Annotated in this window: 17 protein-coding genes and 1 rRNA gene; 15 read left to right on the top strand and 3 right to left on the bottom strand. The window is 73.4% G+C overall.

The genetic code is table 11. The features are described 5' to 3' along the window. Positions 1–169 precede the first annotated feature (169 nt). The 3 genes from rrf to ACIG0D_RS23525 all read left to right on the top strand — a co-directional run bounded on the left by rrf (position 170) and on the right by ACIG0D_RS23525 (position 2,109). Positions 170–286 (top strand): 5S ribosomal RNA (rrf, locus tag ACIG0D_RS23515). Positions 287–490: 204 nt separating this feature from the next. Further along, positions 491–1,483, top strand: coding sequence for a hypothetical protein (locus ACIG0D_RS23520; RefSeq protein WP_399804715.1), 993 nt, complete (start codon positions 491–493; stop codon positions 1,481–1,483). Continuing rightward, complete coding sequence (locus ACIG0D_RS23525) at positions 1,375–2,109, top strand: hypothetical protein (RefSeq protein ID WP_365767174.1); 735 nt, start codon at positions 1,375–1,377, stop codon at positions 2,107–2,109. Before ACIG0D_RS23520 ends, ACIG0D_RS23525 begins: the two co-directional genes overlap by 109 nt. A gap of 79 nt (positions 2,110–2,188) precedes the next feature. Here ACIG0D_RS23525 and ACIG0D_RS23530 read toward each other — a convergent pair whose 3' ends face one another. Further along, on the bottom strand, positions 2,189–3,481 hold the full coding sequence (locus tag ACIG0D_RS23530) for a DUF1015 domain-containing protein (RefSeq protein ID WP_399804153.1): 1,293 nt from the start codon (positions 3,479–3,481) through the stop codon (positions 2,189–2,191). Positions 3,482–3,557: 76 nt separating this feature from the next. Between ACIG0D_RS23530 and ACIG0D_RS23535 the strand changes: the two genes are divergently transcribed. The 4 genes from ACIG0D_RS23535 (at position 3,558) to ACIG0D_RS23550 (ending at position 7,640) form a co-directional block, all read left to right on the top strand. Continuing rightward, positions 3,558–4,586, top strand: coding sequence for an HAD hydrolase-like protein (locus ACIG0D_RS23535; protein WP_399804155.1), 1,029 nt, complete (start codon positions 3,558–3,560; stop codon positions 4,584–4,586). A gap of 74 nt (positions 4,587–4,660) precedes the next feature. Then, positions 4,661–5,704, top strand: a complete 1,044-nt coding sequence (locus tag ACIG0D_RS23540; RefSeq protein ID WP_399804158.1) for a FecCD family ABC transporter permease — start codon at positions 4,661–4,663, stop codon at positions 5,702–5,704. Between the two features lie 41 nt (positions 5,705–5,745). Continuing rightward, positions 5,746–6,792 (top strand): FecCD family ABC transporter permease, encoded by a 1,047-nt coding sequence (locus ACIG0D_RS23545; RefSeq protein WP_399804718.1) that lies wholly within the window; start codon positions 5,746–5,748, stop codon positions 6,790–6,792. After that, the gene (locus ACIG0D_RS23550; protein ID WP_399804161.1) at positions 6,789–7,640 is read left to right on the top strand and encodes an ABC transporter ATP-binding protein; all 852 of its coding nucleotides are present in this window, start codon (positions 6,789–6,791) and stop codon (positions 7,638–7,640) included. Before ACIG0D_RS23545 ends, ACIG0D_RS23550 begins: the two co-directional genes overlap by 4 nt. Here ACIG0D_RS23550 and ACIG0D_RS23555 read toward each other — a convergent pair. Next, positions 7,624–7,971, bottom strand: coding sequence for an SCP2 sterol-binding domain-containing protein (locus ACIG0D_RS23555; protein WP_399804164.1), 348 nt, complete (start codon positions 7,969–7,971; stop codon positions 7,624–7,626). The genes ACIG0D_RS23550 and ACIG0D_RS23555 overlap by 17 nt on opposite strands. A gap of 174 nt (positions 7,972–8,145) precedes the next feature. On the opposite strand from ACIG0D_RS23555, the gene ACIG0D_RS23560 reads away from it, so the two are divergent. The 6 genes from ACIG0D_RS23560 (at position 8,146) to ACIG0D_RS23585 (ending at position 14,313) form a co-directional block, all read left to right on the top strand. Then, a complete protein-coding gene (locus tag ACIG0D_RS23560) occupies positions 8,146–8,421 on the top strand; it encodes a hypothetical protein (protein ID WP_399804721.1) in 276 nt (91 codons plus the stop codon). A 7-nt stretch (positions 8,422–8,428) separates the two neighbouring features. Next, positions 8,429–9,244: a TlyA family RNA methyltransferase gene (locus ACIG0D_RS23565; protein ID WP_399804167.1), complete on the top strand. Its 816-nt coding sequence runs from the start codon at positions 8,429–8,431 to the stop codon at positions 9,242–9,244. Continuing rightward, on the top strand, positions 9,241–10,146 hold the full coding sequence (locus ACIG0D_RS23570; protein ID WP_365767168.1) for an NAD kinase: 906 nt from the start codon (positions 9,241–9,243) through the stop codon (positions 10,144–10,146). Before ACIG0D_RS23565 ends, ACIG0D_RS23570 begins: the two co-directional genes overlap by 4 nt. 229 nt (positions 10,147–10,375) lie before the next feature. After that, positions 10,376–12,100 (top strand): DNA repair protein RecN, encoded by a 1,725-nt coding sequence (gene recN, locus ACIG0D_RS23575; protein WP_399804723.1) that lies wholly within the window; start codon positions 10,376–10,378, stop codon positions 12,098–12,100. 38 nt (positions 12,101–12,138) lie between these two features. Next, positions 12,139–12,879, top strand: a complete 741-nt coding sequence (locus ACIG0D_RS23580) for a hypothetical protein (protein ID WP_399804170.1) — start codon at positions 12,139–12,141, stop codon at positions 12,877–12,879. A gap of 297 nt (positions 12,880–13,176) precedes the next feature. Continuing rightward, entirely contained in the window at positions 13,177–14,313 is a 1,137-nt protein-coding gene (locus tag ACIG0D_RS23585; protein ID WP_399804172.1) for a glycosyltransferase family 4 protein, read from the top strand. A 53-nt stretch (positions 14,314–14,366) separates the two neighbouring features. Here ACIG0D_RS23585 and ACIG0D_RS23590 read toward each other — a convergent pair whose 3' ends face one another. Beyond that, a complete protein-coding gene (locus ACIG0D_RS23590) occupies positions 14,367–16,046 on the bottom strand; it encodes a PucR family transcriptional regulator (RefSeq protein WP_399804174.1) in 1,680 nt (559 codons plus the stop codon). 222 nt (positions 16,047–16,268) lie between these two features. Between ACIG0D_RS23590 and ACIG0D_RS23595 the strand changes: the two genes are divergently transcribed. Both ACIG0D_RS23595 and ACIG0D_RS23600 read left to right on the top strand, forming a co-directional pair. Next, positions 16,269–17,795 (top strand): APC family permease, encoded by a 1,527-nt coding sequence (locus tag ACIG0D_RS23595; RefSeq protein ID WP_399804176.1) that lies wholly within the window; start codon positions 16,269–16,271, stop codon positions 17,793–17,795. Positions 17,796–17,806: 11 nt separating this feature from the next. Beyond that, entirely contained in the window at positions 17,807–19,408 is a 1,602-nt protein-coding gene (locus ACIG0D_RS23600) for a flavin monoamine oxidase family protein (RefSeq protein ID WP_399804179.1), read from the top strand. The last annotated feature ends 13 nt before the right edge of the window (positions 19,409–19,421 follow it).

Genomic DNA, 19,421 nt, shown 5'->3' on the forward strand with positions numbered 1-19,421 from the left:
GCCGGATATGGAAGCACGGTAACGTGTGGAGTTGACCGGTACTAATAGGCCGAGGGCTTGTCCTCAGTTGCTCGCGTCCACTGTGTTAGTTCTGAGGCAACGACCGTTGCCGGCTTTGAGCAGAACGCATAACAGAAGAGTGTGCTTGTTCGCTCGAAACCATTAGGGTTTCGGTGGTCATAGCGTGAGGGAAACGCCCGGTTACATTCCGAACCCGGAAGCTAAGCCTCACAGCGCCGATGGTACTGCAGGGGGGACCCTGTGGGAGAGTAGGACGCCGCCGAACAATCTTTGGAAGGACCCCTGGTCACCAGCGTACAGCTGGGACCAGGGGTCCTTTCGTTTTTAGAATGCTTGCGGTACCGAAGACAGGAGTCACCGATGTCCACCAACTCTCCCGACGACCGACCGGAGCGCGACCAGCGGCGACGGGATGGTGGGGATCGCGGCGACCGCGGCGGCTTCCGTCGTGGCGGCGATCGTAACGACCGTGACCGTGACCGTGGCGGCCATGGCCGTCGTGACGGCGACCGTGGTGGTTACCGCCGGGACGACCGAGGTGACCGAGGTGACCGTGGCGAGCGCGGGGACCGTGGTGGGTTCCGTCGCGACGACCACCGTGGTGGTGGCTACGGTCGGCGCGATGACCGGCGCGATGACCGGCGCGATGACCGGCGGGATGACCGGCGGGACGATCGGCGCGACGACAGGCGGGGTGACGACCGCGACCGTGGGTATCGGTCGTCCTCGTTCCAGCGCGATGACCGGGACCGCGATCGGGACCGTGGGCCGCGTCGGGACGACCGCGATCGCGACCGGGGCTTCCGCCGTGACGACCGGCGTGACGACCGTGGTGACCGGCCCGCCTTCCGGCGCGACGACCGCCGTGATGACAGGCGGGACGGCGACCGTGGTGGTTACCGCCGGGACGACCGGGGTGACCGTGGCGGGTTCCGGCGGGACGACAGCCGGGGCGGCGGGTACGGCCGGCGGGACGAGCGGCGTGGCGACGACCGGGATCGCGACCGGGGCTTCCGTCGCGACGACAAGCGAGACGACCGCCGTGACGACCGGCGCGATGACCGTGGTGACCGGCCCGGTTTCCGGCGCGACGAGCGGCGTGATGACCGCCGTGACGACCGTCGGGACGACCGGCGGGACGGCGAGCGTGGTGGGTTCCGGCGGGACGACAGCCGTGGTGAGCGCGGTGGGTTCCGGGGCCGGGACGACCGTGGGGGCCGTGGGCCGCGTCGTGACGACCGGGGCGGGCGGCCCGGAGGCGGCTTCCGTGGCCGGGGTGGCGACGACCGGCGCGGCGGCGGGCGGTTCCGTGACGAGCGGGACCGTGACCGCGACCGTGAGCCGATCAAGCGCCTGCCGATCCCCGAGGACGTCACGGGCGACGAGATCGACAAGGACGTACGGCAGGAGCTGCAGAGCCTGCCGAAGACGCTCGCCGAGGATGTCGCCAAGAACCTGGTGATGGTCGCGCGGCTGATCGACGAGGACCCGGAGGGGGCGTACGGCTACTCCAAGGTCGCGCTGCGGCTGGCTTCGCGGGTCGCGGCGGTGCGGGAGGCGGCCGGGTTCGCGGCGTACGCCAACCAGAAGTACGGCGAGGCGCTGGCCGAGTTCCGGGCGGCGCGGCGGATGACCGGGACCGTGGAGCTGTGGCCGCTGATGGCCGACTGCGAGCGTGGGCTCGGGCGGCCGGAGAAGGCCCTCGACATGGCGGGCGCGCCCGAGGTGCAGAAGCTGGACAAGGCCGGCCAGGTCGAGATGCGGCTCGTCGCGGCGGGCGCCCGGCGTGACATGGGGCAGCTGGACGCGGCCATCGTGACGCTGCAGAGCCCGGAGCTGGCTTCCAACGCCGTACAGCCGTGGACCGCGCGGCTGCGGTACGCGTACGCCGACGCGCTGCTCGCGGCCGGGCGGGAGCGTGAGGCGCGGGAGTGGTTCGCGAAGGCCGTCGAGGCCGACCGGGACGGCAGCACGGACGCCTCGGACCGGCTCGCCGAGCTGGACGGGGTGGAGTTCGTCGACGCGCTGGACGAGGACGCGGCCGGCGCTGAGCCGGGCGAGGACAAGGACGGCGGTCAGGACGACTGACGTCGATGAGTGAAGGGGCGGGATCCCGATGCGGGTCCCGCCCTTTTCGCATGTCCGGCCTACCAGTGGATGTCCGGGGTCAGGTGTCCAAGGTGCGCAGGACCAGGCCCGAGGCCGGCTTGGGGCCGAAAGACGTGGACTTGCGGGGCATCGTGACGCCCTGGCGGGCGAGGTCGCGGACGACCTCCTCGCGGACCGGGTGCATCAGGACGGCCGTACCGCCGTCGTGTTCGGCCTTGGCGACGGTGGCGGCGGCGTCGTGGATGTAGGCGATGTGGGCCGGGGAGTCCTCGGGGATGTGCCAGACGTGCTCGAGGAGGGCGGCGTGCAGGACGGTGGCGTCCAGGGTGCGCCAGGCCTCGGGGCGGTCGGCGGGGACCGTGCGGGCGAGCAGGGCCGGGTCCGGGCGGTCGACCAGGTGGAAGGCGCCGTCGCCGGCGAGGAGGTAGGCGTTGCCCTCGCGGGCCGCGTCTCCGAGGGCGGTCAGGGCCTCGCCCAGGGGCGCGTCCAGGCGGCGTACGCGGAACAGGCCGTCGAGGGCGGCCAGGGCGTCGGTGACGGGCAGGCCGTGCAGGAGGCGGTGGATGGCGCGGACGCGCAGGGGGTAGCGGGCCGTGTCGACGAGGAGGACCAGGCCGTAGTCCCAGGGGCTGGGGGAGGGGTGCTCCGCGCGGAGCCGGCGGTAGGTGGCCCAGCGGTGGTGGCCGTCGGCGATGAGGGCCTGGTGGCGGGCCAGGTCGGACTGGATCCGGGACACGTCGGCGGGGTCGGTGACGGCCCACAGGCGGTGGTGGAAGCCGTCCTCCGTGGTGGTGGCCAGCAGTGAGGGCCGGTCGGCGGTGCGCTCGATGACGGCGGTGGTGCCGTGGGCGCAGCCGTCGCCGCGGTAGGTGAGCAGGAGGGGTTCGAGGTTCGCCTGGGTGGCGCGCATCAGGGCCGCGCGGTCGGCGACGACGTGCGGCATGACGTCCTCGTGGGGCAGGACCACACCGTCGGACGGTTCGGAGACGCGCAGGGCGCCGATGACGCCGCGCTGGAGGAGGCCGGTGCCGTCCCGCTGTTCGTAGACGTAGAAACCGGGGTCGGTGTCGGTGGTCAGGACGCCTTCGGCGAGCCAGCGGCGCAGGGTGTCGGCGGCCTGCTGGTTGCGTGCCGTGGGGGTGGCCGCCTGAGGGAGGATCAGGCGGACGATGTTGTGGGGATCCGCGGACTGGAGGTGGTGCAGGCCGTCGGGGCGGACGACGACGTCGTAGGGCGGGGATGTCACGGCTGCCAGACTGCCGACCCGGTCGGGGTCGTAGCGCAGGCCTCGGAACGGGGTGAGTTCCAGGCCTCGGCGCGTCGTTGCTTCCGAGTGACCTGCTGTCTTCATCCCGGCATCGTACGTGTGTCAGTGGCATGGGGGATGATCGGGGGAAAGCGAGCGCAGGCGGACGAGGAGCGGTGCGATGAGTCAGGGCGTCAGGACGCGGCCGGCGGGCAGTGAGCGGGTGCTGAGCGAGGCGTACGACACGGCGCTGCTCGACCTGGACGGGGTGGTGTACGCCGGGGGGAACGCGATCGCGCACGCGGTGGAGTCGCTGGCGGCGGCCCGTGAGGGCGGGATGCATCTGGCGTACGTCACGAACAACGCGCTGCGCACGCCGGACGCGGTGGCCGCGCACCTGACGGAGCTGGGGATACCGGCGGCGGCGTCGGATGTGATCACCTCCGCGCAGGCCGTCGCGCGGTTGATCGCCGAGGAGGTGCCGGCGGGGGCGCGGGTGCTGGTGGTCGGTGGCGACGGGCTGCGGGTGGCGCTGCGCGAGCGGGGGCTCGTGCCGGTGGAGTCCGCGGAGGACGATCCGGCGGCGGTGGTGCAGGGGTACGGGGGGCCGGAGCTGCCGTGGGGGCGGTTCGCCGAGGCGTGTTACGCGATCGCGCGCGGGGTGCCGTGGTTCGCGTCGAACACCGATCTGACGATTCCGGGGGCGCGGGGGATCGCGCCGGGGAACGGGGCGGCGGTGCAGGTGGTGCGGATCGCGACCGGTGCGGAGCCGCGGGTGGCGGGGAAGCCGTTGCCGCCGATGCACCGGGAGACGATCCTGCGGACCGGTGCGGAGCGGCCTTTGGTGGTGGGCGACCGGCTCGACACGGATATCGAGGGGGCGTTCAACGGGGGTGTCGATTCGCTGCTGGTGCTGACCGGGGTGACCGACGGGGCGCAGTTGCTGGCCGCGGCGCCGGAGCACCGGCCGACGTATGTGGACGCGGATCTGCGGGGGTTGCTGGTCGGGCAGCCCGAGGTGGTCGAGGCCGGGGCGGGGTTCCGGTGCGGGGGGTGGACGGCGACGGCCGGGGAGGCGCGGCTGGAGTTGGAGGGGGACGGGGCCGCGTTGGACGGGTTGCGGGCGTTGTGTGCTGCGGCCTGGGCGGCGGCCGGGGAGGGCGTCTGCGAGCTGGACGGGGCGAAGGCGCTGGCGCGACTGGGGTTTTGAGCCGGGTGGCGTGAGCGGTGCGGTGGCCGCGGTGGGGATCTTGATCGAATGGGAGGGTAGGCTAACCTAACCTCGTGTTGGTTGAAAGCCCTCCCGAACAGCGCGCGGTGACCGCTCCCGCGCCCCCGAAGCGCCGGGCGATACGGTCCGTCGGGCTGCTCGTCTCCGTGCTGATCCTGGTGCTCGTCGCGCTGGCGAGCATCGCGATCGGCGCACGGGGGCTGTCTCTGGAGCAGGTCTGGCACGGCCTGTTCGAGGATTCGGGGACGTACGGCGACACCGTCGTGGCGGACCGGCTGTCGAGGACCCTGCTCGGTCTGCTGGCCGGAGCCGCGCTCGGTCTGGCCGGTGCCGTGCTCCAGGCGCTGACGCGCAATCCGCTGGCCGATCCGGGACTGCTGGGCATCAACGCCGGTGCGTCCGCGGCGGTCGTCACCGCCATCACCTTCCTCGGTGTCACCAGCTTCAACGGCTATGTGTGGTTCGCGTTCTGCGGGGCCGCGGGGGTCGGGGCGCTGGTCTGGTTCCTCGGGGGCAGCCGGGGTGCGACGCCGGTGCGGCTCGCGCTCGCCGGCACCGCCATCAGCGCCGCCCTCTACGGCTATCTCCAGGCCGTGATGATCCTGGACGAGGCGGCGCTGGGCCGGATGCGGTTCTGGACCGTGGGTTCGCTGACCTCCGCGACCGACGACACCATCCTTCAGGTGCTGCCGTTCCTCGCGGCCGGCATGGTGCTCGCGCTGTGCCTGGCCCGGCCGCTGAACGCGATGTCCATGGGCGACGACACCGCCAAGGCCCTCGGCGCGCACCTCAACCGCACCCGGGCGCTCGCCATGCTCGCCGCCACCGTGCTGTGCGGGGCGGCGACCGCCGCCTGCGGGCCGATCGTGTTCGTCGGGCTGATGGTGCCGCACGTCGTGCGCTCCTTCACCGGCCCGGACCTGCGCTGGATCCTGCCGTACGCGACCGTGCTGTCGCCGGTGCTGCTGCTCGGCGCCGATGTCATCGGCCGGGTCGTGGCCCGGCCCGCCGAGCTGCAGGTCGGTATCGTCACCGCGATCCTCGGCGGCCCGGTCTTCATCTTTCTCGTACGACGGCGGAGGACGGCCCAGCTGTGAAGAGCGCACCGAAGAACGCCGTGAAGCCCGCGAGCCCGGCGGTGAAGTCCGCTCGTGCCACCCGTGCCCTGCGCACCCCCGGCGGGCTGTCCGTACGGCTGGACGTCCGGGCCGTCACCGTCGTCGTACTGCTGCTGGCCGCCGCGCTCGCGGCGAGTGTCGTGCTGATCGGGACCGGCGACTTCCCGATCCCGGCCGGCGACGTGGTCAGGACGCTGCTCGGCGACGGCAACCCCGGACAGGAGTTCATCGTCAACGAGCTGCGGCTGCCGCGGGTCCTGGTCGGCCTGCTGGTGGGTGCCTCGCTCGGGCTCGGCGGCGCGCTGTTCCAGGCCATCTCCCGCAATCCGCTGGGCAGCCCGGACATCCTCGGCCTCGGGCAGGGGGCGACGGCCGGGGCGCTCGTGGTGATCGTGCTGTTCTCCGGCAGCGCCTCCGAGGTCACCCTCGGAGCGCTGGCGGGCGGCCTGGTGACCGGCATCTCCATCTATGTGTTCGCCTGGAAGCGAGGCGTGCACGGTTACCGGCTGGTTCTGGTCGGTATCGGTGTCTCCGCGATCGTCACGGCCGTCAACGGCTATCTGATGACCAAGGCCGACCTGGTCGACGCCTCGCGTGCCCTCGTCTGGATGACGGGCTCCCTCAGCGGGCGGGACTGGGCGCAGGTGTGGCCGCTGCTCGCGCTGTGCGCCGTCCTGGTCCCGCTCGTCCTCGCCAACGCGCGCGGGCTGCGGATGATGGAGATGGGCGACGACATCTCCAACGCGCTCGGGGTGCGGGTGGAGCGCGTACGGATGCTCCTGATGGTGGCCGCCGTCCTGCTCACCGCGGCCGCCACCGCCGCCGCCGGCCCGGTCAGCTTCGTCGCGCTCACCGCGCCGCAGCTCGCCCGGCGGCTGACCCGCTCGCCCGGGCCGAACCTGCTGCCGTCGCTGTGCATGGGCGCCGCCCTGCTGGTCATCGCCGACTGGGCCTCGCAGCGGATCTTCGGCGCCGACCAGCTTCCCGTGGGCGTGGTCACCGGCGTCGTCGGCGGCGTCTACCTGCTGTGGCTGCTGGTCACCGAGCGCCGGGCCGGCCGGATATGAGCGCGCACCCCCTGAACGAACGAAGGAGCACCGTGAACCGTCTGTCCGCCGAGAACGTCACCCTCGCCTACGACCAGCGCGTCATCGCCGAACAGCTCTCGGTGGAGATCCCCGACAACTCCTTCACCGTCATCGTCGGCCCGAACGCGTGCGGCAAGTCCACCCTGCTGCGGGCGCTGTCGCGGATGTTGAAGCCGAGCGAGGGCCGGGTACTGCTCGACGGGCAGGTCATCCAGTCGATGCCCGCCAAGAAGGTCGCCCGCAGCCTCGGCTTGCTGCCGCAGTCGTCGATCGCGCCGGACGGCATCACGGTCGCCGACCTGGTGGGCCGCGGCCGGTACCCGCACCAGGGCCTGCTGCGCCAGTGGTCGGCCGAGGACGAGCGGGTCGTCCAGGAGTCCATGGCCCAGACCGGGGTCGCCGAGCTGGCCGACCGGTACGTCGACGAGCTGTCCGGCGGCCAGCGCCAGCGGGTGTGGATCGCGATGGCGCTCGCCCAGCAGACGCCGCTGCTGCTGCTCGACGAGCCGACCACCTACCTCGACATCCAGCACCAGATCGACGTCCTCGACCTGTGCGCCGAACTGCACGAGGAGCAGGGCCGCACGCTCGTCGCCGTGCTGCACGACCTCAACCACGCCGCCCGCTACGCCACCCACCTCATCGCCCTGCGCGGCGGCAAGGTGATCGCCCGGGGCGCGCCGAACGAGATCGTCACGGCCGAGCTGGTCGAGGAGGTCTTCAACCTGCGCTGCCAGGTCATCGACGATCCGGAGACCGGTACGCCGCTGGTGGTGCCGGCCGCCCGCAAGGCACGCGCCCGGCAGGCCGCTACAGCAGCTTCCTGAGCCGGAACAGATCCATCAGGCCCGCCTCCAGCCTCACCCGGCCCGAACCCCAGGCCTTGGCGAAGTGCAGCTCGCCGTCGACCAGCGCGACCAGGTCGTCCCCGGTCATCGCGAGCCGGATCTGCGCCTTGTCGGCGGGCGGGCCCTGGACGGTGTCGCGCACGTCGATCCGGCCGCCGGTCATCCGGCCGACGAAGGTGACGTCCAGGTCCGTGATGTGGCAGCTCACCGAGCGGTCCAGGGCCGCCGCCGCGCGGACGTCCCCTTCGGAGTGCTGCATGTTCTCCGAGAGCTTGTCGAGTGCGCTGCGGCACTCCTCGATCGTGGCCATCGGGATCGACGCTACCCCAGGGCTTCGGGGTAGCGTCGGGGCATGAACGACGAAGTGCCCGTGGCGGGGGCTCCCGAGGAGCCCGTGGCGGGGGCGCCCGAGGAACCCGTGGCCGGGGCGCCTGGGGCGCCCGAGGAACCCGTGGCCGGGGCGCCCGGGGCGCCCGAGGAGCCCGTGGAGCCCGAGGGACCCGTGGAGCACGTGGAGCCCGCGGAGGAGCCCGACCACGACCCCGCCGCCCCGGCCCCGCTCGGCGTGCCCCGCACCCCCACCGGCAACGCCGACGTCGACGCCGCCCTGCACCGCCTGGCCGACGCCGACCACCTCCCCACCGACGGACACGTCGAGGTGTACGAGGATGTACACAGGGGGCTGCGCGACGCGCTCACCGCGCTCGACGCCCGCCCGGGACCTCCGGCGCCCCCGTCGACGTATGGCAATAGGAGCTGAACCGAACGTGGCAGGAGTCGCACGCCGCCGTCTCGACGCGGAGCTGGTCCGCCGGAAGCTCGCGCGCTCGCGTGAGCACGCCAGCCAGCTGATCGCCGCCGGGCGGGTCACCGTCGGCAAGACCGTCGCGACCAAGCCCGCCACGCAGGTGGAGACCGCGGCGGCCATCGTCGTCGCCGCCGACGACAACGACCCCGAGTACGTCTCCCGGGGCGGGCACAAGCTCGCCGGGGCGCTGAAGGTCTTCGTGCCGCAGGGCCTGGTCGTCGAGGGGCGGCGGGCGCTGGACGCGGGTGCGTCCACCGGTGGCTTCACCGATGTGCTGCTGCGCGCGGGCGCGGCGCACGTCGTCGCCGTCGACGTCGGTTACGGCCAGCTGGCCTGGACTTTGCAGAGCGATGAACGCGTCACCGTCAAGGACCGTACGAACGTACGGGAGTTGACGCTCGAGGCGATCGACGGAGAGCCTGTGGATCTGGTCGTGGGGGATCTGTCCTTCATTCCGCTCGGACTGGTGCTGCCCGCGCTGGTGCGGTGCGCGCGGCCGGACGCCGATCTGGTGATGATGGTCAAGCCGCAGTTCGAGGTGGGGAAGGAGCGGCTGGGGAGCGGGGGAGTCGTACGGAGTCCGCAGCTGCGGGCGGAGGCCGTGCGGTCGGTGGCCGAGAAGGCCTGGGAGCTGGGGCTCGGGGTGAGAGGGGTCACCGCAAGTCCGCTGCCCGGTCCTTCCGGGAATGTCGAATACTTTCTGTGGCTGCGGGCCGGTGCTCCCGAGCTGGACCCGGCCGACGTTGACCGTGCAGTGGCGGAGGGGCCGCGTTGACATCGAACCGAGCTCGTACTGTTTTCCTGCTGGCCCACACCGGGCGGCCGGCGGCCATTCGCAGCGCCGAGCTCGTGGTGAAGGGGCTTCTCAGGTCCGGGATCGGCGTGCGGGTGCTGGAGGACGAGGCCCGGGACCTACCGCTGCCCGACGAGGTGGTGCTGGTCAAGGAGGCGACCCCGCAGTGCCTCGACGGGTGCGAGCTGCTGATCGTGCTCGGCGGTGACGGCACGCTGCTGCGCGGGGCGGAGTTCGCGCGGGCGTCCGGGGTGCCGATGCTCGGCGTCAACCTGGGGCGGGTCGGGTTCCTCGCGGAGGCCGAGCGGGACGATCTGGACAAGGTCGTCGACCGGGTGGTGACCCGGGCGTACGAGGTCGAGGAGCGGATGACCGTCGACGTCGTCGTGCACAGCAACGGTGACATCGTGCACACCGACTGGGCGCTGAACGAGGCGGCCGTGCAGAAGGCCGGCGCGGAGAAGCTGCTGGAGGTCGTGCTCGAGATCGACGGGCGGCCGGTGACGGGGTTCGGGTGCGACGGGATCGTGCTGTCCACGCCCACCGGGTCCACGGCGTACGCGTTCTCCGCGGGTGGGCCGGTGGTGTGGCCCGAGGTGGAGGCGCTGCTCATGGTGCCGATCTCCGCGCACGCGCTGTTCGCGAAGCCGTTGGTGACCTCGCCGAACTCGGTGCTGGCGGTGGAGGTGCTGCCGCACATCACGCCCGGGGTGCTGTGGTGCGACGGGCGGCGGACGGTCGAGCTGCCGCCGGGGGCGCGGGTGGAGGTGCGGCGGGGGGCCGTGCCGGTGCGGCTGGCCCGGCTGCACCATGCTTCGTTCACGGATCGGCTGGTGGCGAAGTTCGCGTTGCCGGTGTCGGGGTGGCGGGGGGCGCCGCACTAAGGGGTCTCTAGCCGGGGGTCTCTAGCCGGTCACCGGGCGCCATCCGAGAGGGTGGTTCTTCGCCGTCGGCGGCCGCGGGTGCGTTGTGGCTTGTCGCGCCCACGCGGCGGAGCCGCATATCAGATTCAGCCCCGCGCCCCTGAGGCGGAGCCGCTCGTGTGGGTGACAAGGGTGGGGTGGTCGCACGCGCCGACCCGGACCTCGTAAGGTCTTGTCCGTGTTGGAGGAGATGCGGATACGGTCGCTCGGAGTCATCGACGACGCCGTGGTCGAGCTGTCACCCGGGTTCACCGCTGTCACCGGTGAGACGGGTGCGGGCAAGACCATGGTGGTCACCAGCCTGGGCCTGCTGCTCGGTGGGCGGGCGGACCCGGCGTTGGTGCGGATCGGTGCCGAGAAAGCGGTCGTCGAGGGGCGGATCGCGCTGCCGAAGGACGCCTCGGCGGCGCTGCGGGCCGAGGAGGCCGGGGCCGAGCTCGACGACGGGGCGCTGCTGGTCAGCCGTACCGTCTCCGCCGAAGGACGGTCCCGGGCACATCTGGGCGGGCGGTCCGTGCCGGTGGGGCTGCTGGCCGAGCTGGCCGACGAGCTGGTGGCCGTGCACGGTCAGACCGACCAGCAGGGGCTGCTGAAGCAGTCCCGGCAGCGGCAGGCGCTCGACCGGTACGCCGGGGACGCGGTCGCCGTGCCGCTCGCCAAGTACAGCGAGGCGTACAAGCGGCTGCGGGCTGTCTCCGCCGAACTGGAGGAGATCACCACGCGCGCGCGTGAGCGGGCCCAGGAGGCCGACATGCTGCGCTACGGCCTCGACGAGATCGCCGCCGTCGAACCGCGCCCCGGGGAGGACGTCGAGCTGGCCGAGGAGGCCGAGCGGCTGGGCCACGCCGAGGCGCTGGCATCCGCCGCGGCGACCGCCCACGCCGCCCTGGCGGGCAATCCGGAGGACCCCGAGGGAGTCGACGCCTCGACGCTCGTCGCGGGCGCCCACCGGGCCCTGGAGGCCGTGCGGTCGCACGATCCTGCGCTGGCCGCGCTCGCCGAGCGGATCGGGGAGATCGGGATCCTGCTGGGCGACGTGGCCGGCGAACTCGCCGGGTACGCCGACGACCTCGACGCCGATCCGCTGCGGCTCGCGGCCGTCGAGGAGCGGCGGGCGGCGCTGAGCGCGCTGACCCGCAAGTACGGCGAGGACGTCGCCGCCGTGCTGGCCTGGGCCGAGCGCGGTGCCGCGCGGCTGACCGAGCTGGACGGCGACGACTCGCGCATCGAGGAGCTGACCGCCGAGCGGGACGCGCTGCGCGCCGAACTCGGCGGGCTCGCGCAGGCTCTCACGGACGCGCGCACCGAGGCCGCCGAGCGGTTCGCCGCCGCGGTGACCGCCGAGCTGGCCTCGCTCGCCATGCCGCACGCCCGGGTGTCGTTCGCCATCCGGCAGACCGAGGATCCCGAGGGCGTCGAGGTCGGCGGGCGGACCGTGGCGTACGGGCCGTCCGGCGTCGACGAGGTCGAGTTGCTGCTCGCGCCCCACCCCGGGGCGCCCGCGCGGCCCATCGCCAAGGGCGCGTCCGGGGGTGAGCTGTCCCGGGTGATGCTGGCCGTGGAGGTCGTGTTCGCGGGGACCGATCCCGTGCCGACGTATCTCTTCGACGAGGTCGACGCCGGGGTCGGCGGCAAGGCCGCGGTGGAGATCGGGCGGCGGCTGGCGCGGCTGGCGAAGACCGCGCAGGTGGTCGTCGTGACGCATCTGCCGCAGGTCGCCGCGTTCGCCGACCGGCAGTTGCTGGTGGAGAAGACGAACGACGGGTCGGTGACGCGGTCCGGCGTGAAGGTGCTGGAGGGCGAGGAGCGGATCCGGGAGCTGTCCCGGATGCTGGCCGGGCAGGAGGACTCCGAGACCGCTCGGGCGCACGCGGAGGAGCTGCTGGCGGCGGCGCGCGCGGACGCGGCCGGGTAGCCTCCCGGCCGCCGGCCGCCCCCTTCTAGGGTGAGCGGATGATCGTTTCGCTGGGAATCTCCGGTCTGCTCACCCGTACCGCCACCGCCGCCCTGCGCACCCTCGCCCCCGGCGGCCGTGCCCGCTGGGAACGGAAGAACTACGCGGGCCGCACCGTCGAGCTGTACGCCGGCCCCGCCGCCGCCCTGGCCGCCGCCGTCGCGGCCGGGCGGGTGCGGCCCGCCGCCGGGGCCGCGGTGGCGGTCGCGGGGGCCTGCGGGGCGTACGACGACTTCGCCGGGGCCGGTGACCCCCGGCGCGGGTTCCGCGCGCACCTGACCGCCCTGCGGGAGGGCGAGCTGACCAGCGGCGCCGTCAAGCTGTTCGGGATCTGCGCCGCCGGGCTGCTCGCGGGGGCGCTGATGAAGGAGCGGGCGGTGGACAAGGTGCTGGCGGGGGTGGTGATCGCCGGCGCCGCGCACGCCGTGAACCTCGTGGACGTACGGCCGGGTCGGGCCGCCGGGTCCGTGCTCGCTCTCGCCGTGCCGGGGCTGCTGCGCAAGGGACCGGCGGCGGAGCTGGCCGCCGCAGCGACGGGGGCGGCGGGGGCCGTACTGCCGGACGACCTCGGGGAGCGGGCGATGGTCGGGGACGCCGGTGCGCACGCGCTGGGTGCGGCGCTCGGGGCCGCCGTGGTCGCGGGGGCCGGACGGGCGGGACTGGTCGCGCACGCCGCCGCGGTGGTGGCCGCCGCCGTGTGCGGGGAGCGGGTGAGCGCGCTCGCGGGCGCGCGGGGGTGAGCCGCCGGGGCACGTGTGCGAGGCGCCCGTCCATCTGTGGGGACGGGGTCACGGGTGAGGGGCGTCAGGTCACTCGCCCGTGCCGCCGGTTCACTCGTGTGGGGGATGTCAGGCGTCGCGTTGCCCCGGGCGCGGGCGGCGCTCGGGAGTGCGGCGTTCCCGGAACGGGCGTACGGACTGGCATCCTTGGCGGAGTACGGGGAGGTCGCCGTGCGGTACACCCCCTCCGCACGAACCTTCTGTACGTTTCTCCGTGACCGTCGTGACCGATCGACGCCGAATCAGGAGCCGGGCCACGTGACCCCCGTGAGCAGCCACTCACCGCACGGCCAGTCGTCGCTGCGCACCGTGCAGGTGCTGGGCGGCGGCAACGCCGGCAGCAGCGCCCATGTGCGGTCGCTGGCCGCGGGGCTCGTCGCACGGGGCGTGCGGGTCACCGTGTGCGCCCCCCACGAGGCCGATCACGCCTACGACTTCACCGGGGCCGGCGCCGAACACGTCCCCGTCCCGCGCAGCAGCGACCCCGTCTCCGTGGCCGCGCTGCGGGCCGCCTGCGCCGACGCCGACCTGGTGCACGCGCACGGACTGCACGCCTCCTTCCGCGCGGCGCTCGCGCTCAGCGGCAAACACATCCCACTGGTCGTCACCTGGCACAACCGGGCGTATGCCGAGGGCGCCCGCGGGCAGCTGCTGCGGATCCTCGAGCGGCGGGTGGCGAAGGCCGCCGCCGTCGTGCTCGGCACCAGTTCGGACCTCGTGGACCGGGCCCGCCGCACGGGCGCGCGGGACGCGCGGCTCGCCGCCGTCGCCCTGCCGGGCCCGCGGACCCCGGTGGAACGCGGCGACCCGGACCGGCAGCGGTCCAAGGTGCGCGCCGAACTCGGCGCCATCGGACGGCCGTTGCTGCTCGCCGTCGGCGCGCTGGACCAGCAGCGAGGGTACGACCTGCTGCTGGACGCCGCGCGGGCGTGGCGGGTGCTGGACCCCGTGCCGGTCGCCGTGGTCGCGGGGGAGGGGCCGCTGCGGGCGCGGTTGCAGGGGCGGATCGAGGCCGAGCGGCTGCCGGTGCGGCTCGTCGGGTGGCGGGACGACATCGGCGCGCTGCTCGCCGCGGCCGACCTGGCGCTGCTGCCGAGCTGCCGGGAGTCGCGGTCCGTGCTCGCCCAGGAGGCCCTGTACGCGCGGGTGCCGCTGGTCGCGACCGCCGTCGCCGGGGTGCCGGAGCTGGTCGGCGACGCGGCCGAACTGGTGCCGCCCGGGGACGCGGAGGCGTTCGCCGCGGCCGTCGTACGGCTCCTCGGCGATCCGGAGCGGCGCGCGCTGCTGCGGGAGCGGGGCGTGCGGCAGGCGGCGACCTGGCCGACGGAGGACGAGACCGTCGCCCAGGTGCTCAGCGTCTACGACGAGTTGACGCAGCCTCAGCCACTGCTCTGACGGCCGGGGTGCCGGCCTGGCCGAGCCCGCCCGGAAGGGGCCGGCCCCGACGGCTAGCCCACGTGCCGCCGGGCCCGCAGGGCCAGGCTGAGGGCCAGTACCGTCTGCGGGTCGTCCAGGTCGGTGCCCAGCAGCTCGCCGATGCGGGCGAGGCGGTTGTAGAGGGTCTGGCGGTTCAGGTGCAGCTCGCGGGCGGTCTCCGCCTTGCGGCCGGCGTGCGCCAGATAGGTCTCCAGGGTGGGCAGGAGCGGGGGGCGGGAGCGGCGGTCGTGGTCGCGGATCGGGCCGATCGCGCGCTCCACGAAAGCGGCCAGGTCGGGGTGGTCGCGCAGCCGCCACAGCAGCAGGTCGATGTCGAGGCGCCGCGCGTCGTACCAGGGGCGGTCCGTCAGGCCCTGCGCCGCGGTCGCCGTCTCCGCCGCGTGCCGCAGCCCGGCGGACGCCGCCGCCCAGCCGCCCGCCACGCCGACGACCACCACCGGCGGCGGCGCGCCCGGCCGCTGGATCCCGGCCCGCTCCACGCCCGCCCGCAGCGCCGCCGCGACCCGGTCGGCGACGGCCGCGCGCTCCGACTCCGAGCGCAGCCCGAGCAGGAGCGGAACCCGGCTCTCCACCGGCCGGACGCCCAGCAGCACCGGCACGCCCACCGTCGCCAGCTCCTCGGCGACCGCACGGGCGAGCACCGCCCACCCTCCCCCACTCTCGACCACGCTCGAGCGGGCGGTACCCCCAGCGGGCGAGAGCGCGTCGCCGAGCCGCATCACCACCGGCAGCAGCGGGCCGTCACCCGGCTTGAAGCCGAGCACGCGGGCCTGGGCGGGAGCGTCCTCCGCCGTGATCCGGCCCTCGGCGAGGTCGGTGAGGAAGTCCCCGCGCCCGCGCGCGGCCAGCTCCTCCTCCTGGCGGGCCTGCATCAGCACGACGGCGAGGATGCCCGCGGCGCGTTCGGCGGCGATCCGGTGCACCGGGGCCAGCGGGGCGCGTACCGGCAGCAGGACCAGGCGGGCGCGGACCGAGCCGGTGCCGGGGCCGCCGCCCGGTACCTCCACGATGACCGAACCGGCGGGCGGCCGGGCGTCCTTGTGCGGGCCGCGCAGCCCTTCCCACACCTGGAGCGGGTCGGCGCCCTCGGGTCCGGAGCCGGCGGCGTACAGCAGCTGCCCGTCGGAGGTCTCCAGGAAGACCGGGTTGCTGCCGAAGTCGGCGAGGATGCCGAGGACCTGGGGGACCCCGCCGCCGCCGAGCAGGGCCTCGGTGCAGCGGCGGTGCACCTCCTCGGCGCGCTGGAGCAGGGCGTAGTGGCCGTTGACGATCTCGGTGTGGATCTCCTCGGTGACCGTCACGAACGGCACCTCGCGGTGCAGCTGGACCAGCGGCAGCCCGGCCGCGCGGGCCGTCTCGACGAGGGCGGCGGGCAGCCGGGTGAAGCGGGGGCCCAGCTCGACCACCAGGGCGGCGATGCCGCGCTCGGCGAGGGTGCGGACGAAGGCGCGCTGTTCGGCGGGGCGGGTACCGAGGCCGTAGCCGGTGGTCAGCAGCAGTTCGCCGCCCTTGAGCAGGGAGGCGATGTTGGGCACCTCGCCCGCGTGCACCCAGCGCACGGTGCGCTGCAACCGGTCCGCCCCCGCGAGCACCTCGGGCAGGCCGCTGCGCAGGCCCGGCAGCTCCAGGGCGCGCTGCACGGTGATGCCGGCGCCCTGGCTGTCGAATCGGTGGTCCGTACGGCTGTCCATGCAGCGGACGCTACCGGCGCGCGTGTTCCGGCGACATCTCCGGACGGTTACGGCGACGATCACCGGGCGCTCCGGCGCGACAATGCGTCGCCCCCGGCGCCGAATTGCGAGACCGCCTGTCTGTTGTGGTCTGCGTCACTCCGCCGCAACACTGTCGCATTCGCAGGAAGCAGCCAAGCGAGCTACGGATTTCGTTGTGAAGGTCCGTTGAGAGGGGCGGGAATGGCAGAAACACCCACGCGAGAGCACACACCCACACGCGAGGTCCATCGTCTGAAGGCGAACTCCGTGGGCCTGGTGGGCGTGGTGTTCATGGCGGTGGCGACCGCCGCGCCGATCACCGCGATGACCGGCAACCTGCCCATCGCGGTCGGCTTCGGCAACGGCACGGGCGCGCCGGCCGGCTATCTCTTCGCCACCCTGGTCCTGACGGTCTTCTCCGTCGGCTATGTCGCGATGGCCCGCCGGATCACCGCCGCGGGCGCCTTCTACGGCTACATCTCGCACGGCCTGGGCCGGATCACCGGCATGGCCTCCGGGATGCTCGCGGTGCTCGCGTACATCGTCTTCGAGGCGTCCATCGTCGGCGTCTTCTCCTACTTCGCCCAGACCACCGTCGAGGACCAACTCGGCGTCGACCTGCCGTGGATCGTGTACGCCGCCGCGATGCTGCTGGTGACGGCCGTGCTGTCGTACTTCGACATCAACCTGACGGCGAAGGCGCTCGGCGTGATGCTGATCGCCGAGATCGCCGTGCTCTTCGCGGTCGCCACCGCCGTCCTCCTCCGGGGCGGCGGCCCCGACGGCATCCCGGTCGAGCCGATCAACCCGGCGAACGCCTTCACCGGGACCTCCGCCGGGCTCGGACTGTTCTTCGCGTTCTGGTCGTGGGTCGGCTTCGAGTCGACGGCGATGTACGGCGAGGAGTCCCGCGACCCCAAGCGGGTCATCCCGCGCGCCACCCTCGTCTCCGTCGTCGGCGTCGGGCTCTTCTACATCTACGTCTCCTGGATGACCATCGCGGGCAACGGGCTGAAGGGCTCGGTCGAGGTCTCCTCCGGCAGCAGTCCGCTCGACCTGTTCTTCGACCCGGCGCACGCCTACATCGGCGCCTGGGCGGTCGACGCCTTCCAGTGGCTGCTGATCACCGGGTCCTTCGCCTGCGGCATGGCCTTCCACCAGTGCGCGGCCCGCTACCTGTACGCCATCGGCCGCGAGGGCTTCCTGCACCCGGCGCTCGGCCGCACCCACGCCCGCCACGGATCGCCGTACGTCGCCTCCTTCGTCCAGTCGGTCATCGCGGTCGCGCTGGTCGGCGCGTTCTGGGTGACCGGGCAGGACCCGTACATCCACCTGTACACGCTGCTGGCGATCCTCGGCACGATGGCGATCCTCATCGTGCAGACCCTGTGCTCGTTCGCGGTCATCGGCTACTTCCGCCGCAACCACCCCGAGGACCGGCACTGGTTCCGCACCCTCACCGCCCCGCTGCTCGGCGGAATCGGCATGATCGCGGTGGTGGCGCTGCTGGTGGCCAACCTGGACACCGCGGCCGGAACGGCGGCCGGCTCCCTCTTCTTCAAGGCCATCCCGTGGATCGTCGGGCTGGTCTTCTTCGGCGGCCTCGGGCTCGGTCTGTATCTGCGGGCCCGCAAGCCGGAACGCTACGAGATCATCGGCCGCATCGTCCTGGAGGACGCGGCCGAGCGCACGGACGACGACGTCGAGGAAGCACCCGCCACCGTCTGAGGAGCCGCACCATGTCCCGTACGCATGCCCTGCACGTCCTGCGTTCCCTCACCGCCGACCACGCCGCCGCGCACGCGCTGGGCGTGCCCGTCGAGGAGGCCCGGCTGCGGCGCCGGTCCGTCCTGAAGGGCGCGGCGGCCCTCGCGGCCACCACGACCGCCGCCACCGCCGCACCCGCGACCGCCGCCACCGCCGCCGCGCCCCGGATCGCCGTCGTGGGCGCCGGGATCGCCGGACTCACCGCGGCGCTCACCCTCCACGACGCCGGACTGCGCTGCACCCTCTACGAGGCGAACCCCGGCCGGGTCGGCGGCCGGATCCACACCCAGCGCGACCACTGGGCGTACGGCCAGACCTCGGAGATCGGCGGCGAGCTGATCGACACCAGCCACAAGAAGATGCTGGAGCTGTGCCGCCGCTTCTCGCTGCCCGTCGAGGACTTCCTCGGCGGCGGACCCAACGGGGCCGAGGAAGTCCTGTGGTTCAACGGCGAGTACTACCCGCGCGAGCACGCCAACGAGGACTTCAAGGCGGTCTACCAGGCCCTGCACCGCGACCTCATCGAGGCCGGCGAGGTGAAGTGGAACCGGACCACCCCGACCGGCACCGCCCTGGACACCATGTCGATCCACGACTGGATCGAGTCCCGGGTGCCCGGCGGCCACGACTCCCCGCTCGGCCGGTTCATCGACGTCGCCTACAACGTCGAGTACGGCGCCGACACCACCGAGCAGTCCTCGCTCGCCCTGGTGCTGCTGATGGGCTATCAGACCAACCCCGGCGACTTCAACATCTGGGGCTTGTCCAACGAGCGCTACCACATCACCGGCGGCAACGACCGGCTCCCGCGCGCCATCGCCGGCTTCCTGCCCGACGGCACGATCCGGCACGGCTGGTCGCTCCAGGCCGTACGCGCCAACGCCGACGGCACCCAGACCCTGACGTTCGGCGAGGCGGGCGCCACCCGCACGGTCACCGCCGACCACACGATCCTGTGCGTCCCGCTGCCCGTGCTGAAGCAGCTCGACCTGAGCCGGGCCGGGTTCGACAGCCGGATGACCAGCCTGCTGAGAGACGCCCGCATGGGGTACTGCACCAAGCTCAACATGCAGTTCTCCACCCGCCCCTGGCGCGGCACGGGAGCCTGGCCCGGGGTGTCCGCCGGGGACTGCTTCACCGACCTTCCGGTGCAGCAGACCTGGGACACCACCAAGATCCAGCCGGGCACCGGCGGCATCCTCATCCAGTACCACGGCGGCAGCCTCGCCCGCGCGCTCGCGCCCGCCGGACCGTTCTCCACCGAGAGCGACCCGTACGTGGCGCGCCTCGCGGCGGCCCACACCCGGCAGATCGACACCTTCTTCCCCGGCACCTCGGCCGCCTGGACCGGCAGAGCCCAGCTGTCCGCCTGGCACCTGAGCCCCTACGCCCAGGGCGCCTACTCCTACTGGCCGGTGGGCTATCTGCACCGGTACGCGGGCTACGAGGGCACCCCCCAGGGCAACATCCACATCGGCGGCGAGCACTGCTCCTACGACTTCCAGGGGTTCATGGAAGGCGGCGCGACCGAGGGGGAGCGGGCGGCGCGGGAGGTGATCGACGCGGTGCTGTAGGGCGTGGCGTGGG

Origin of the sequence: Streptomyces sp. NPDC052773, assembly GCF_044547145.1 — a bacterium.
GTDB lineage: Bacteria > Actinomycetota > Actinomycetes > Streptomycetales > Streptomycetaceae > Streptomyces.

Coding starts and splice junctions, on each gene's coding strand:
- ACIG0D_RS23535 (WP_399804155.1), top strand. CDS start 3,558: ATGAGTCAGGGCGTCAGGACGCGGCCGGCGGGCAGTGAGCGGGTGCTG.
- ACIG0D_RS23580 (WP_399804170.1), top strand. CDS start 12,139: ATGATCGTTTCGCTGGGAATCTCCGGTCTGCTCACCCGTACCGCCACC.
- ACIG0D_RS23550 (WP_399804161.1), top strand. CDS start 6,789: ATGAGCGCGCACCCCCTGAACGAACGAAGGAGCACCGTGAACCGTCTG.
- ACIG0D_RS23590 (WP_399804174.1), bottom strand. CDS start 16,046: ATGGACAGCCGTACGGACCACCGATTCGACAGCCAGGGCGCCGGCATC.
- ACIG0D_RS23555 (WP_399804164.1), bottom strand. CDS start 7,971: ATGGCCACGATCGAGGAGTGCCGCAGCGCACTCGACAAGCTCTCGGAG.
- ACIG0D_RS23600 (WP_399804179.1), top strand. CDS start 17,807: ATGTCCCGTACGCATGCCCTGCACGTCCTGCGTTCCCTCACCGCCGAC.
- ACIG0D_RS23530 (WP_399804153.1), bottom strand. CDS start 3,481: ATGAAGACAGCAGGTCACTCGGAAGCAACGACGCGCCGAGGCCTGGAA.
- recN (WP_399804723.1), top strand. CDS start 10,376: ATGCGGATACGGTCGCTCGGAGTCATCGACGACGCCGTGGTCGAGCTG.
- ACIG0D_RS23595 (WP_399804176.1), top strand. CDS start 16,269: ATGGCAGAAACACCCACGCGAGAGCACACACCCACACGCGAGGTCCAT.